We start from the raw sequence: 14,273 nt of genomic DNA on the forward strand, positions 1-14,273 counted from the left end.
CCCGTATTACTACGGGTTTAAAGAAGACCTTCAACTTTCGGAAGGGGTAGAGAGAATTGGAGAACCGTAAGACGGTGTTACTTCACTAATGATGTATTTCGATGCGTAAAACTTAAAGTTTTTTCTATCGTATGCATAGGGGTTATTTTTTCTAACTTTAATAGCGACCTTAAAAGTAATAATAACCTCTTTTGTGTCACGGTCTAATGTAAAGGGAATATCTAAACGTGTAAAACTATTAGACTTAAATACTCCATAATTTGACTTAGGGGCATTTAAATTTGCTTTTCCATAGATAGATTCATATTCAAAGTAAGTTGCATCTAAGTCTGATCTTCGCAAAATTAACTCATTGTAGGTTGCCAACATTTCTGTAGGTTTATTAACATCAAAAACTCTTAAATCGAAATATCCTATATCGGAAGGTGAGGGATTGACGACCTTAATAAAAGCGATATAAGACCCTTTATCCATTTTTATAGAGATGTTGTCTGTGTAAATGGAGTTTATTTTTAATAAGTCTGGTTCGAATGTAACATCTAATCTCTTTTTGTTTTGCTTGTATACGATAAAAGAAAGAATGAAAGCAGCTAAAGAGATGATAATCGGTAAAACAAATCTTAAGATAAATAGGCCATTTTCTTGAAAAAGTTCAGCTATTTTTTGCATTTACAAAACCTCCTTATGAGTTATTATACGGTAAAACTTACGGTGAATCTAATGATCTATTTATTTGATTTATAAAAGAAGGAGTCGATAAGAGTGAACGTTAAGTTACTAGCGCATACGCAATTAAGCGATGAATTTTACGACAGTTTTGACGTCTACAACGAATTTATTGAAATCGAAGGCAACGAGTTAGATAGATTGGGAGCAACCGACGGACAAGTCGTAGCGTTATCAGCTGTTCGCACGTGCTACTCTGCAAACAAACCGTCAGAAATAGTTGCTAAAGAAGGCGGTCGATACTTCGGCAATAAAGCAACGGACGGAGGTAAAGGTACGGAAGTTGATCGCTTAATGCGTCATATCGTGGCGAGCAAACACCTCAGTACGTTGGAGCATATAACATTCACGTTTGCTATCGAAGGTGTAAGCCGAGCTTTATTGGCGCAGCTCACACGGCACCGAGCTGGATTTAGCTTTTCGGTACAGTCGCAGAGATACGTACGCTTTGGTAGCGGTGATAAGTCAGGTGGGTTTGATTATGCAATCCCTGAAAGTGTTAAAGCCAAAGGTGAAGACCACGTGAGCCACTTCAAAGATATCATGAGAGAGTTTCAAGACTCTTACGATTCATTGCGACGTATGGGAATCCCAGCTGAAGATGCTCGATCAGTATTACCTAACGCAGCAACTACGAATCTAGTCATGACGGTGAATTTACGCAGTTTGCTAGACTTCTATGCTAAACGAAGAAAAGGAAACGGGGCGCAAGCTGAAATCGCAGAGTTAGCGGAGCATCTACGAAAAGAAGTCGTGAAAGTCGAATCATGGATAGACGAATTTTTTGAAGGAGGGCGTTAATATGGCAGAAGTAGCTAAAATCGAAAGTAAAGACGGAAATATCTATGTGGTTGATGGAAAGAGATATCGTGAGTTAGCGAAAGAGCCAGAGCACGGCGACAAGATTTTAGTAGTAGATGGTGCGCCGAATGGTGCAAAAACTTACAAAGACGGGGACGTACTTACTGTACTTAGTCACGACAGCGACGGAGATGTGTATATCCAAGAGCCTGATGCAGGTGGGGATATTTTATGGTCGACCGAATTTGTTATCGTTGAACTGATCGAACAAGAAACGCTTGATCTTTTACCTCGTTTATCTGACATACTGGACGACTTTAAAACGAAAGTAACACGCTTAGAAGAACGAACAGAAGAAAACAACCGAAATATACTAACGTTCTCACAAATGACTGAGTCTGCACGTAGTGATGCATCGAAAGCTGTCGGTGGTGTTAACGCACTAGACGAACAGCTAGATTTAGTACGTGAAGATATCGTATACCTTGACGAAAAAGTATCAGTGCTAGAGGAATCGTTAAAGCAACGACCTGCGGCACCTATTGTGATTAATATCGAAAATTTATACGTATCTGATAGTAAATCTATCGAAACTATTGCTGAGGAATTGGACCGATTCTATCAAATAAAAGGGGCGTTTTAATGATGTTATGTAACGCTAAGAAAATCGCTATTACGGGCAAAGCGCGTTCCGGAAAAACGGAGTTATCTCATTACGCCTGGATGTTATTCGGCTTTAAAGAGTTTGATTTCTCAGCGGTGTTGAAGGATGAGTTCCATCGACTGTTTCCACATATCCCACGCGACCCGAAACCCCGCGCTTACTATCAAAAGTTCGGTCAGTGGTTGCGTGAGGTTGATCCGGATATTTGGGTGAAGATGACGATGGGGAAAGTACACAAATATTGCTTTGAAGATGCGTTAAACAAAGTGAACCATAAGCCGAAAGTGTTAGTAAACGGAGTGAGACAACCGAATGAATTTAGCCGTTTACGGGACGAAGGTTTTGTGATTATCCGAGTAAACGCATCGGATGACTTACGTATTGCTAGGGCGAAAGAAGAGGGCGATGTGTTTACTGAAGCTGATTTAGTGCATGATACGGAAAGTCATATCGATACTTTCGAGGTAGATTACGAGATTAATAACGTTGGGGCTATCGGCGATATGTACGATCAGTTCGATACGATTATGCGAGATATCGGAGTGCAGCTGGTTAGTAATAGGGATATTATGGAAGGTGTTTTTGGTGATCTAAAGTCTATGTTGTAATAGGGGATTAAGTATATGGGAATTATTATCTACCCATATACCAAAATTATCCCTATGTAAATTAATCTGAGGGTTAGACTTACTTAATTTATGTTGCGGAGTAACACTTAAAATCTATGAATGCATAATAATCTCAACGTAATCTTCCAGGTGGATAGATCTTAGTAAGGGGATTAACGGAATTGATTCTTCATCATAGAATTCATTGAAGAGAAACAGTTCAGTTAAATAGATATTTTGATTTTTAAAATATGAATTTAAGAGCATTTGCATAGTTAGTAAAACTATAGTAGAGCTAATATCAATTAAAGGTATATCACTCACTTGAAGATCTTCAGGTTCATTTGGAATCTGAGGAAGGTCATAAGCTCCATGTGCGAATTTATTACGTATCTTATAAACGATAAATATTCCTTTTTCATTGAACTTGATATTTGCATGATCTACGCAATCACGTACAGTGGCATTGTATAAGTTAAGTAACATATCTAGGGAGGCCCTATATCCATTAATAGTTTTAACTGATGTTTTTCTAAGTATGTAACGTGCAGTATTTATTTTTCCGAATTTATTAATGTTACAACCGGGAATTAGGGGTTCTAAGGTTTCGATTAGTGATTCAAAAGCTCCCCAAATAAAGTTGAAGGTGCTTAATTTTACTGCTAGCTGAGATAGCATGGCACTTCTTGATTTTTCATAAGCTCGGGCAGATGAACAAAAGTCTAAACTACTATCGAATTTTTCTGTTATTAAAGTGACACTTTCTATACTAGAAGCCATGTGCAGCCAATTGCATATATGAGACCATTGATATCTTGAATTTTGAATATCTAAGGATCTAAGGAGACAATCTAAATTCCAAGCATGGTGATCAACGGGTAAAAATTTATACATTTGAAAACCCCTCCCAGTAGTTCTTGAATAACTATTATAAGTCATAATATTCCTTTTTAAAAGACAGTACAATACAGAAAACTAGAAGCATTTCTATGTCAGTCTTAATAAATATATACGGGCAAGTTAACACCTTAAATACATTTATAGGAGGCGATTCAATGAGCGTAGTTAATTCTTACGACATACAAGTACGACCTTTTAAGAACGATCACGGTAAGTGGCAATGGACACGGGCGGACAAGCCTACACGGTACGCACATTTCGAAGCTGATAAAGCGGATCACACCGATTTAGCTGAAAAGGAAAGGCGTACGATTGATTTACTAAAAATGACGTTAAGTAGGGCGAAGAATCCAGTTGTATCGTGTAGCTTCGGAATAGATTCCGTTCTAACAATCTACTTAGTTCGAAAAGCGTTAACCGAGCTAGGACGTGATCCTTCTGATATAGGCGTCATTTGGAACGATACAGTTAACGAATTTCCTGAAGTGAGGAAATATGGGAAACAATTAACAACCGATTGGAATTTACGGTTAATTACTACGAAACCTAAGAAATCACTGAAAAGAATAATCGACGATAACGGCGGAATATCTTCGGATTATTTCACCGCAAGGAAGGGCGACCGTCGAAACGGGCAGCCATTATCGGAAAAGTGTTGCGGTACATTAAAACACGAACCAATGAAGCGAGCAATAAAAGAACATAAGTGGGACTTGGTTATAAACGGATTACGAGCTGATGAGTCGCGGCAACGACTCTTAGCGGGATTACGTGATGGTGAATTTTTCTATTCAATCGCTGAGTGGAAGTCGTTAGTAGCACGACCGATCCTTTGGTGGAATGAAGAAGACGTATGGGATTACGTTGAACAAGAAGATATCCCATATAACGATTTATACCGAAAGAATTTGGTACAGAAATATCCCGACGATCATGGTGAGATCATTGTGGAGCATGAATTAGCGATCGTAACGGTAGGTTTAGATATCGATAGTTTGCGTGATAGGCAGACGCAAACGGTGACGAGAAGACAGGCAATCTTCTTGGAGAAAATCGGATTTAAAATGTTTACTCCACGTACTGGTTGGAAAGCAGCCGTCTAATGTGGCAACATGTTAGATTATTACTTTGTGAACGCTATAGCCCAGCGGTGTCCTCTATTGAGGGCTAACGGTGAAACCGTAGTAGGTTGTGTAGAAACTTACTGGCAATACCGTGCCAAATTCATTTCTCTTATTGCAACTACAATAATAGCCTCTTATTTTGGTACAATAAGTTAATAAGAGGGAGGTATAAACTTGAGAGTAGGGACTATCTATATTATCAAAAATTTAATTAACGAAAAAATTTATATAGGGCAGACGCTAACAGATATCGAGGAGAGATGGAAATCTCATATTAGAAGAAGTCGAGACAAGACTAAAAAATATAAAATATACAGCGCAATGCGTAAATATGGGGTTGAAAATTTTTACTTGGAGATTTTAGAAGAAAACATATCTAGTGAACAGATTGATGAAAGAGAAATTTATTATATTTCCAAGTTTAATTCTTTTAAAAATGGTTACAACTCCACTCCTGGTGGCGATGGGAAATACCTTCATGAAATAGATGAAGAGGAAATAATTTCGAAGTATCGATCAGGCGCATCGTCCTTGAGGATCGCGAATGAATATGAAGTTAGTTGGAGAACTATTACAAGAACACTTGAGAAACATGGTGTTCAGAGAAGAAATAATAAATCAATCCTCGATACAGAACTATTTACTAAGGACTATCTATCTGGGATGCCTTTAAAAGATATAGCTGAAAAATACCAAGTAGATGTAAAGACCGTAACTAGAGAAAGAAATCGCTTAAAATTACCTACTCGCATGAAAAAAGAAAGACCTAGTATTCAAAAGCCATTTAATAGTGAGGAATTTATCACGGATTACATGGACGGAATGTCACTCATGAAAATGGCTGGTAAATACCAAGTCGATGTCAAAACGATAGGGAAACGGCGTAATGAATTGAAGTTGCCAAAGAGAAAAGAGAAATGAAGAGGTGTAGAGACTATCCGAAAGGAGTAGAGAGGAAGATGGGCTTCCTCTCGAAGCGCAAAGCGTCTCACTGAGACGAAGATATAGTCCAACCCTCGTAGAAATACGAGATAAGTTGTGCATGATGTGCCCGATACCGGTGAAATACGGCTATATGCAATGGATGCGGTTGTATTACCCAAAGGTATACAGCGCAATGGTACACAATCTTGGTTACGGAAAAGTACTGATCGAAATGATTCCGGAAGAGATACGTGAGGAAATAAAAGAGTTTACGGGTATTGATGTAACGGTTGAAAATGCGCATGAACACTTGCGAGAGATTTTAGAAGCGAAGCCATGTACGTTTGATAGTTTTGAATAGAAAAGGAGCGTGAGTAAATGGGTAGCGTTAAACGTGACCTTACAATTAATGAAAGAATGCTAGAACATACTTATGCGCTAGATAATCCGAGGTCAGTCGATTTATTATTACGACACTTACCATACATGGAAGAGCGAAGATACAACGGTGATTATGACGCGAGTATTGTATTACTAGATTTAGAGACGGCAATCTCACAAGCGGACTTGACGGATAGGCAGCGTCAAGTCTTGCGATTAGTATATTTCGAGGATATGAAACAGCGGGACGTGGCAATCTCGCTTGGTATTACGGCACCGACGGTTAATTTGTATAAGCGGTTGTTAGCGCAAAAGGTAGCGGCAGTGTTTGAACGATGGGCCTGGTCAGATGAAGGTTATAAATTGACGATAGTAAGTGCGGAAAGGAAGGCGGTCGCTTAATGGAGCAGACGGAGTATACAAAATACATCTTCGATATAAACGGTGATTACAAAACGCAGTTTGAAACGTACGTAAATACGTTAATTACTAGTATCCGAGAAAGCGATTCTGACGCGATTAGTAATAGGGATGTACGTGCGGAAGAAATTAAATCGCTCACAGATGCTTATGTGGGGACGGTAGGAGAACGACCTGAACCGAAACAACTCGAACGACTAGCAGATTTGTTGCTATACGAAGAGTTGCACGATACGGATCGTATGAAAGTACGAAACAATGAATATCCGATTTTAAGTGATACGCAAATACAACGTAGGCAGGAAGGTACTCGTCAGCGGAAGGGAAATGGTAGTGAAGTTCCATTAAAGGCGGCTTTTGGTCTAGCGGCTGATTCGCTTAACCACGGCATACCTAGACGAAGAAAGCGTACAATTAATGAAATGTTACGAAGCGATCGCGCTAAGTCGAGAAATAAAGAACAGAAACGTATTTATAGTGAATTTGTTAAAATACAGCCTGTTAATATCTATAATAGTTATGACATTTTAAGGCCGTCAATTTGATGGTCTCTTTTGTTATGTATAAAACTTTATCAATTATTAGTTGTATAATTGATAATAATGGAAATAGATTTGGTTATATGTTATAAATTTATATATGAATATTCTAGAAGTTGGAGGTTCCTATGAAAAAAGCATTTCCTGAGTTTTATAAATACGATTCAGAAGAATTAAAAGATATTTTTAATAAATGTAATTTTGTAATTGATACAAATGTCTTATTAAATCTATACAGATACTCAGAAACAACTGTGAAAGAATTATTAGAAATATTAGATAAAATTAGCGACAGATTATGGATGCCTTACCAAGTAGGAGTAGAATACCATTTTAATAGAGCGAATGTTATCTTAGAGCAGCAGTTAGCGTATGACAGTATTTGTGAAAAAATAGATTTGCAAGCTGGAGAGTTTATTTCAAAGTTTAAAAAAGGATTAAGCAATAGGCATCCTAAGATAAATGTGGATACTATAGCACAAAAGATGCAACAGTCGTTTGATGAAATCATTATGGGTTTAAAGCAAGACAAAGAAAAACATCCCAATTTATTAAGTGAGGACAAAATACGAGACTCATTAAATGAGTTATACGATAGTAAAATAGGGGAACCGTATACACAAGAACAATTGAATAAGGTTTACGAAGAAGGAGCAGAGCGTTATAAGAAAAAAATTCCACCTGGTTTTGAAGACGAAAAAGATAAAAAGGATAAAACAAAAGAGTATGATAGTATTGTATATTCAGATGAATTCGGGGATTTAGTTGTTTGGAAGCAAATTATTGATAAAGCAAAGAGTGACAAAAAACCTATTATATTTGTTACAGACGATGTGAAAAAAGATTGGTGGCAAATTGAAAAAGGCAGAACTATCGGCCCTCGTTTAGAATTACTGAACGAATTCAGAAGAGAGACTGAAGTTTCTTTCTATATGTATAAAAGCGAACAGTTCATAAATCAAATACAACTTCATTTAAGTGAAGAAGTGAATGAGATTGCAATCAAGGAAATTGAAGAATTGAGGAAGTACTCTAAGAGTGCTGAAGAAGTTTATCAAAAATTTTCGGAAGAAGAACAGGACCATATCAGAATGGAGGAATCAAACGAATTTTATAAAGATTATAGTTATTTATTAATGCAATCTATACAAGAAGACCTAACAAAACTTAGAGAAAGTTATCAAAATCATGAAATTGGGGTGTTCTATCAAAAATACCAAGAAAAGTATAATGATTTAATTAAAGATAAACAGTTTGTTGATTTGGGGTGGTTAAATCCAAAAGAATACGCTATTAAATTGGAAAAGTTCCAGCATAAAGTTATGGATGCAATCGCTGATAGAACGGAAAAAGAGTTGCTTGAAAAATAATAACAACTATATAAGAGTTAATTTTTAATATCCTTTATTCTATCTACTAACTTTTACCCTATTTTGTATCCTATTAAGTGGATACTTAATAGGGAAACGAATGAGACGGGTAAGCTCCGTCCACCCTTCGTATTTATAACGGAAGGGGAAAACGAAATGTCTACTTTAAGAATTATCGATGTAAATACCGGCGAAGACCGTACACAAGAATATAGTTTAGTTAACCGTAAGCAAGCCGAAGGATATAAGCAAGTCATTGAGGCGGAGAGATATCGTGCATTAACGAAAGATAGGGATTGGGTAGCAAGCTATAACGACCCAATAAGAGAACTCACTACGGGATTAACATTAACAGAGGCAGGAGCAATCATAAAGCTCTTGCCTTTTTTGCGTTTTAAAAGTGACGGTAAATTAATTAAGGATGGTAATCCATTAAAGCAAGCCGATATCCAACGTATCTTTAAACGCGGTAAGAAGGCTACAATTAAGATACTTGAACGTCTGAAAGAGTTAGGAGTTATTAGTGTTATTAGAGAAGGACGTAGTAATACGTACTATATCAGCGCTAATTTCCATACGATGGGTTACGTCAGAGACGGAGAGAAGTTTACGAAGTTGTATCGTGTAAAAACAAGAGATATTGTAGCTGATCTGGACTTACACGAAGTCGGCTTATTATATAAAATATTACCGTTCTTTCACTTTACGGAATACTACTTGTGTGACAATCCTAACGAAGAAGACCCACAAGTAATCAAGCATTTAACACGAGAAGAGTTAGCAGAGAGAGTTAACCTCGATGTAGATACGGTAACTGATTCCGTAAATAAACTACAGAGAAAAGGCGCTATCTTATCGACTAAAAGCGGTCGCACAGTCCGTTATTTAGTACACCCCGATGTCATGTTTCGTCAGAAGTACGAGACAGATTGGACGAGGTCAGTACGTAAGATGTTTGAACAACATGCAAAAAGAGATTAATATGCGGTCTAAACGATACCTTTTCGGGCTAATATGCGGTCTAAACGATACCTTTTCGGGCTAATATGCGGTCTAAACGATACCTATTGAAAACGTCATGAGCCTTAGAGCCACAATAGATAGAGGTGGTTTTGAACGGAAAACTATTCTTTATCTTGTTGTTTATAAAAACGTAAAAGATAAAACCTTGCGACTTCGGTTCCGGCTATCGCCTCCACTCGTCGCTACTATTCTTATTAATTATATTATCGATAATAGATACTTTATCGGTGAAGTAATAAAAGGATAGTAGCAGACGACTTTGGAGCGAAGCGGAAAAGTCGGATGCAAGGTCTTATGTATTTTATCTTTTTACTAACGTTATTATAAGCGTAATATAATACGTTCATTTAACGATAAGATACGGTCCAAACTGAGTCTTTTAAATGGATTACTATCGGTGTGGTATTACGTTTATCGGAAGCTAATATAAAACGGTACATTTACGTTATATATAATAGGAAGAAACTCAGTTAGTATTACGTCAACAGGACGCTATGTATTTCCGAATTACCAGTCGACGCCTTCACGACGGAGGCGTCTCGAAAACATCGACCCTGATGTTGTATAACGTATTCATTATTCCTTTATTTACTCGATGAATAAACCGCATGATATCAACGTTTGTAATCTATGCATAAACGATATAAATAGTATACAGTTACGGTTAGTAGTACGAACGTTGATATGACACGGTTTATACGTAATTGTAACCAAGTTGATTACTTCATATAACGTGAATTATGTAAACTAACAATGAATGAAATATTGCATAAAAAGAAGTGGGTTAAATAGCCCGGGGGCGTTCGAAATGAACGACGGCGCGCAGGTCCCGAACGATTTCTTACAAATTTTAAAACCTCGGGTCTAACGAAAGTGCCCGATAACTTACTCGGAATCTATAAGCGTAATCTATTACGAATACAAATACAATACAATTAATTTACGTAGTCGAAACGTTAGAGTTTTGTCTACGTTTTTTGTGTTTAAAACGGAAAGGAGGACGTTACATGAGCGATAAAAAACGACGCCTTGAGACGCAACTTACTCGTGAACAAATTATGGCAGCAACTTTATTATCGATTAATAAATTCTTACCGAAACCAAATACAATTGATGATCTGGAGGAATTAGCGAGAGCAAAAGAAAACGGACAAGTTCGATTAAACCTCGAAGAAATTGCTGAAAAATCGAACATCAGCACGCGCCAACTTTATACGTGGCGTCATCGTGATAGTAACTTTATTGAGTACGTCAATTTACTTTCCTCAGACGCTTTTATGTCGCATCTACCTGACGTAATGCAAAAACATCTTGATATGATGTTAAAGGGCCAAGGTTCGATGAAAGGTATTGAGTTATTCTATAAATTCGGCGGCTTACTAGTCGATAAACAAGAAGTTAAGACGGAATCAGCGGATGGCGGCTTAACGATGGAAGAACGTCTTGCCCGCTTAAAAGAGCGTACGGGCGGCGGTCAGTAATGGCGTGGCTTGATGGTAAATGGTTGGCTAGGCAAGAACGCCAACAAGCGATAAATGATCGTTTATTATTACGAAAAGAATATGAAAGACTCGCTTTAAAAGGCGATTTGTTAGAGCACGATCTCACACAATGGGAAGTGTTGGAGGATGAATTAGAAAAGTTACAACGAGTACACGACTGCGAACACGACGTACTACGTTTTACTTACGAATACTTTTCCGACGAGCTAAACCCTGATAACGAATCGAATTTAATTCCGGTGGGACAGACGTTAGAAAACGCAGCTGATTTCCACGTAACGCTTTGTTCTTTACTTGACGATATCACTGAAGGAGTAACGAAAAGTAACGTAGGTTGGTCGGTAGGACGTCGCCATGCTAAAACCGCTTACCTTTCGAATTCTTATTTGTGTCACCAAGTTGTTTATCGATTGCAGAAATATATCGTAGAAGTTTCCGAAACGACAGATGTAGCAGGTGATTTCATTAAGTGGACGGTAAACCAGCTCAAGTTTAATGAAAAGTTACGTAAGGATTTCGGTGAAATATTACATCCAAAGCCGTCTATGAATGAAGTCGATAATAAATATGAATTTATTACGTCTACTGGTACGAAAGTTGAAGCGAAAGGTATCGGGACTCAGATGCGTGGTTTGCGTCATTTATCTGAACGCCCAGGCCTTTTCATATTGGACGACTTAGAAAGTGGAGAAAATACGAATACGCCAGAGTTACGAGCGAAGAACTTACATTGGTTCCGTTCCGAGATGATTGAAGCGTTGGGTTTCGGTGGTATTTGCGTTTACATGGGTACTATTGTTCATTATGATTCGTTGCTGAACCACGTACTAACCAAGCGTAAAGATTTTATATCACGTAAATTCCCGGCTATCTTATCGTGGTCAGAGCGGGAAGATTTATGGGAAGAGTGGCGAAAGATCTACAATGCAGACGAAAAAGATGCGGTAGATCAAGCCAACACCTTTTACGAAGCAAATAAAGATGAGATGCTACGTGGGACGCGGGTATTATGGCCACAAGCATATGATTATAAGTATTTCATGGAGAAACGCGAATCGATGGGTGCTCGAGCATTCAACCAAGAATATCTCGGAAATCCTGTCGATGAGGAATCGCAGGTGTTCAAACCCGAATATTTCACGTACTGGACTGATAAGGATATAGAAAACAACCAATTAGAATACTATTGCGGGATTGATTTCGCCATGGGCAAGGAAAAAGGCGATTATTCCGTTATTTTAACCGTTGGGCGGTCACCTAACGGTATTTTTTATGTCGTTGATACGTTTATCGAACGAGTACATCCAGATATCTTATTGCAAAAAGCGGTAGAGAAATCGCTGCAGTATCAATATTCGGGAATAGCAGTAGAGGCCCAGCAAGCACAGGAATGGTTCGCCGATAAGTTATCTGAAGCTTTAAGGAAAGCGGGTTATCCAGCTCTTACGCGTATGAAACAGATAAAACAAAGAACTCGTAAATCATTACGTATTGAATCATTATTACCGGATATTCAATCTGGACGTATCAGATTCAAACGAGATCAACGCTTATTATTAGAAATGCTTGAAATGTATCCGAATCACAACTATGACGACGGGCCTGATGCTTTACACATGGCGTTTTCAGCAGGTGGTTCACGATCAAAACGTAAAGCTGGGAACGCGGGTAACTATCGATATTAAAGAAAGGAGGTATCATATGCGAATTTTCCCTGATAGAAATCTAATGAATCCAATCGAATATGTTGTCCCTATACGTACAGCATTAGGAGACACCGAATGGCAAAGAATCCTTGATGAAATCAGGCTATATCAACGATATGACGGGGACTTGAATGTTTGGTCTGATTATACAAAGCCGTCACAACTAGATTATGAGCCTACGAAATTAGAACTTAATTACCCACGAAAGATAGTCGATACGATTGCGGCTTGGCAATTCGAGAAGGAACCGAAAGTAACAGTCCCACCCGATGTCTTAGACGACCCAGCACTAATGATTCAACCAGGCTATACCCCTAGTGAAGAGCAGCAGACGGAGAATAGTCGAGCAAAAGCAAAAGAGCGATTATTAACGTGGGTTTGGGACGATAATCGAATGCACGAAAAGCTGTTAGCCGCAGCAAAAGACCGTTCGATTTCTAGAACGGGTGTTTACGCACGTATTCATTTCGATAACCGACGTGGAGAGTTTAAAATCATTTGGCATCCATCAACGGAAGTTATTGCGGTACACAACGAATGGGATAAGGATCAGTTAGATGCTGTGCATTTCATTGCATGGCTTGACGATGAACAGACTCGATTGTGGAAACTCTCGTATTACCTGGTATGGCACGAAGAAGCTGGAAAATATGATTGCGAAATTGAAGAGGCCGTTCATGACGGAGATTTAAGCGTACAGGAGTCGAGGGTTGAGCGTTCATCAATGGGTCTCGATTTTATTCCGGTAGTGCACGTTCCTACCGAGAAACTAAGCGGTCGAACTACCGGTTACAGTGAATTAGAAAAAACGATTGAACTGTCGGAAGAGATTGACCGTAAGATGTCGGATTACTCGGACGCGATTCGTTTTGAGATGTTCGCTATTAATCTACTTGTTAATGTAGACGAGGACCCGAAGAATCCGTTACAAATCGCTCCAGGTGCGAAATGGAATCTCGGCGATGGAGATAAAGAAAGCGGAGTACCGAGTGCAAGTAAATTAGAAAGCGGATTTAAATTTAAGGAAACAATTGAAGCATATCTTGACCGTTTGCAAAAACGATTACATGAAAAAGCGGAGGTACCAATCGTAAATACAGCCGACATGAACACAGGAGGTATTAACGATATGGCCGTTCAACTTATGTTTAGTTCGATTATATCGAAGACTCAACGTTCATGGGTAATATGGCAATCCCGTTTGCAGACATTAAACGAATATATCCTTAGATATATGAAAGCGAGACAAGAGCACCCACGTTTTAAGTACGATAAGGAAATGCTCGCAAAGATAGACGACTATTACTCTAGCGAGATTATTTTCGGATTACCTTTACCGCAAGATCAAAAAGCACTAATAGAACAGCTATGAGAAGAAATATCCAACGAAATTGAATCTATTAAAGGCGCTATTACACGAAGTGGTAAAGAAAATGCAGAACAGAAGTTTATGGAGATTATTCAAGAACGTCAACTTAAAAGACAAACACAGGACCCTTATAAAGAGTGATGTAAATAGGCCTTACGGAATGGCATTAAACTTTCGGATGAATAAAACCATAGCCGACGGGCTTAAAACGGTTGG

14 protein-coding genes and 1 pseudogene are annotated in these 14,273 nt (G+C 38.4%); 13 read left to right on the plus strand and 2 right to left on the minus strand.

The window, feature by feature from the left end:
* Window positions 1-30: 30 nt before the first annotated feature.
* Complete coding sequence (locus tag GBN78_RS08370; RefSeq protein WP_098886888.1) at window positions 31-669, minus strand: hypothetical protein; 639 nt, start codon at window positions 667-669, stop codon at window positions 31-33.
* A gap of 93 nt (window positions 670-762) precedes the next feature.
* On the opposite strand from GBN78_RS08370, the gene thyX reads away from it, so the two are divergent.
* The 3 genes from thyX (at window position 763) to GBN78_RS30605 (ending at window position 2,799) form a co-directional block, all read left to right on the plus strand.
* A complete protein-coding gene (gene thyX / locus GBN78_RS08375; protein WP_152127200.1) occupies window positions 763-1,527 on the plus strand; it encodes an FAD-dependent thymidylate synthase in 765 nt (254 codons plus the stop codon).
* Window position 1,528: 1 nt separating this feature from the next.
* On the plus strand, window positions 1,529-2,170 hold the full coding sequence (locus GBN78_RS08380) for a hypothetical protein (protein WP_152127202.1): 642 nt from the start codon (window positions 1,529-1,531) through the stop codon (window positions 2,168-2,170).
* A gap of 242 nt (window positions 2,171-2,412) precedes the next feature.
* Window positions 2,413-2,799: a hypothetical protein gene (locus GBN78_RS30605; RefSeq protein WP_226798472.1), complete on the plus strand. Its 387-nt coding sequence runs from the start codon at window positions 2,413-2,415 to the stop codon at window positions 2,797-2,799.
* 114 nt (window positions 2,800-2,913) lie between these two features.
* On the opposite strand, the gene GBN78_RS08390 is transcribed toward GBN78_RS30605, so the two are convergent.
* Window positions 2,914-3,693 carry a hypothetical protein gene (locus GBN78_RS08390; RefSeq protein WP_152127206.1) on the minus strand — a complete coding sequence of 260 codons (780 nt, stop codon included), beginning with the start codon at window positions 3,691-3,693 and terminating at the stop codon, window positions 2,914-2,916.
* A 161-nt stretch (window positions 3,694-3,854) separates the two neighbouring features.
* Between GBN78_RS08390 and GBN78_RS08395 the strand changes: the two genes are divergently transcribed.
* The 10 genes and pseudogenes from GBN78_RS08395 (at window position 3,855) to GBN78_RS08440 (ending at window position 14,198) form a co-directional block, all read left to right on the plus strand.
* The gene (locus GBN78_RS08395) at window positions 3,855-4,802 is read left to right on the plus strand and encodes a phosphoadenosine phosphosulfate reductase family protein (RefSeq protein ID WP_226798473.1); all 948 of its coding nucleotides are present in this window, start codon (window positions 3,855-3,857) and stop codon (window positions 4,800-4,802) included.
* Window positions 4,803-4,997: 195 nt separating this feature from the next.
* Window positions 4,998-5,744: a GIY-YIG nuclease family protein gene (locus tag GBN78_RS08400; protein ID WP_193224727.1), complete on the plus strand. Its 747-nt coding sequence runs from the start codon at window positions 4,998-5,000 to the stop codon at window positions 5,742-5,744.
* 121 nt (window positions 5,745-5,865) lie between these two features.
* Window positions 5,866-6,108, plus strand: coding sequence for a hypothetical protein (locus GBN78_RS08405; protein ID WP_226798474.1), 243 nt, complete (start codon window positions 5,866-5,868; stop codon window positions 6,106-6,108).
* A gap of 17 nt (window positions 6,109-6,125) precedes the next feature.
* Window positions 6,126-6,530 carry a sigma factor-like helix-turn-helix DNA-binding protein gene (locus GBN78_RS08410; protein ID WP_152127210.1) on the plus strand — a complete coding sequence of 135 codons (405 nt, stop codon included), beginning with the start codon at window positions 6,126-6,128 and terminating at the stop codon, window positions 6,528-6,530.
* A complete protein-coding gene (locus tag GBN78_RS08415; protein WP_152127212.1) occupies window positions 6,530-7,093 on the plus strand; it encodes a hypothetical protein in 564 nt (187 codons plus the stop codon). The genes GBN78_RS08410 and GBN78_RS08415 overlap by 1 nt, the downstream gene beginning before the upstream one ends.
* A gap of 122 nt (window positions 7,094-7,215) precedes the next feature.
* Entirely contained in the window at window positions 7,216-8,457 is a 1,242-nt protein-coding gene (locus GBN78_RS08420; protein ID WP_152127215.1) for a PIN-like domain-containing protein, read from the plus strand.
* Window positions 8,458-8,613: 156 nt separating this feature from the next.
* Window positions 8,614-9,438: a hypothetical protein gene (locus GBN78_RS08425; protein ID WP_152127217.1), complete on the plus strand. Its 825-nt coding sequence runs from the start codon at window positions 8,614-8,616 to the stop codon at window positions 9,436-9,438.
* 1,019 nt (window positions 9,439-10,457) lie between these two features.
* Window positions 10,458-10,961, plus strand: coding sequence for a phBC6A51 family helix-turn-helix protein (locus tag GBN78_RS08430; protein WP_226798475.1), 504 nt, complete (start codon window positions 10,458-10,460; stop codon window positions 10,959-10,961).
* Window positions 10,961-12,667 (plus strand): phage terminase large subunit, encoded by a 1,707-nt coding sequence (terL, locus tag GBN78_RS08435; RefSeq protein WP_152127219.1) that lies wholly within the window; start codon window positions 10,961-10,963, stop codon window positions 12,665-12,667. The genes GBN78_RS08430 and terL overlap by 1 nt, the downstream gene beginning before the upstream one ends.
* A 16-nt stretch (window positions 12,668-12,683) precedes the next feature.
* Window positions 12,684-14,198: pseudogene (locus tag GBN78_RS08440) on the plus strand (phage portal protein).
* Window positions 14,199-14,273: the final 75 nt, after the last annotated feature.

It is taken from the genome of Bacillus sp. B2-WWTP-C-10-Post-4 (genome assembly GCF_009183805.1).
In the GTDB taxonomy this organism is placed as follows: Bacteria; Bacillota; Bacilli; order Bacillales; family Bacillaceae_G; genus Bacillus_A; species Bacillus_A cereus.

Coding starts and splice junctions, on each gene's coding strand:
- terL (WP_152127219.1), top strand. CDS start 10,961: ATGGCGTGGCTTGATGGTAAATGGTTGGCTAGGCAAGAACGCCAACAA.
- GBN78_RS30605 (WP_226798472.1), top strand. CDS start 2,413: ATGGGGAAAGTACACAAATATTGCTTTGAAGATGCGTTAAACAAAGTG.
- GBN78_RS08395 (WP_226798473.1), top strand. CDS start 3,855: ATGAGCGTAGTTAATTCTTACGACATACAAGTACGACCTTTTAAGAAC.
- GBN78_RS08420 (WP_152127215.1), top strand. CDS start 7,216: ATGAAAAAAGCATTTCCTGAGTTTTATAAATACGATTCAGAAGAATTA.
- GBN78_RS08410 (WP_152127210.1), top strand. CDS start 6,126: ATGGGTAGCGTTAAACGTGACCTTACAATTAATGAAAGAATGCTAGAA.
- GBN78_RS08370 (WP_098886888.1), bottom strand. CDS start 669: ATGCAAAAAATAGCTGAACTTTTTCAAGAAAATGGCCTATTTATCTTA.
- GBN78_RS08390 (WP_152127206.1), bottom strand. CDS start 3,693: ATGTATAAATTTTTACCCGTTGATCACCATGCTTGGAATTTAGATTGT.
- GBN78_RS08425 (WP_152127217.1), top strand. CDS start 8,614: ATGTCTACTTTAAGAATTATCGATGTAAATACCGGCGAAGACCGTACA.
- GBN78_RS08415 (WP_152127212.1), top strand. CDS start 6,530: ATGGAGCAGACGGAGTATACAAAATACATCTTCGATATAAACGGTGAT.
- GBN78_RS08380 (WP_152127202.1), top strand. CDS start 1,529: ATGGCAGAAGTAGCTAAAATCGAAAGTAAAGACGGAAATATCTATGTG.
- GBN78_RS08405 (WP_226798474.1), top strand. CDS start 5,866: ATGATGTGCCCGATACCGGTGAAATACGGCTATATGCAATGGATGCGG.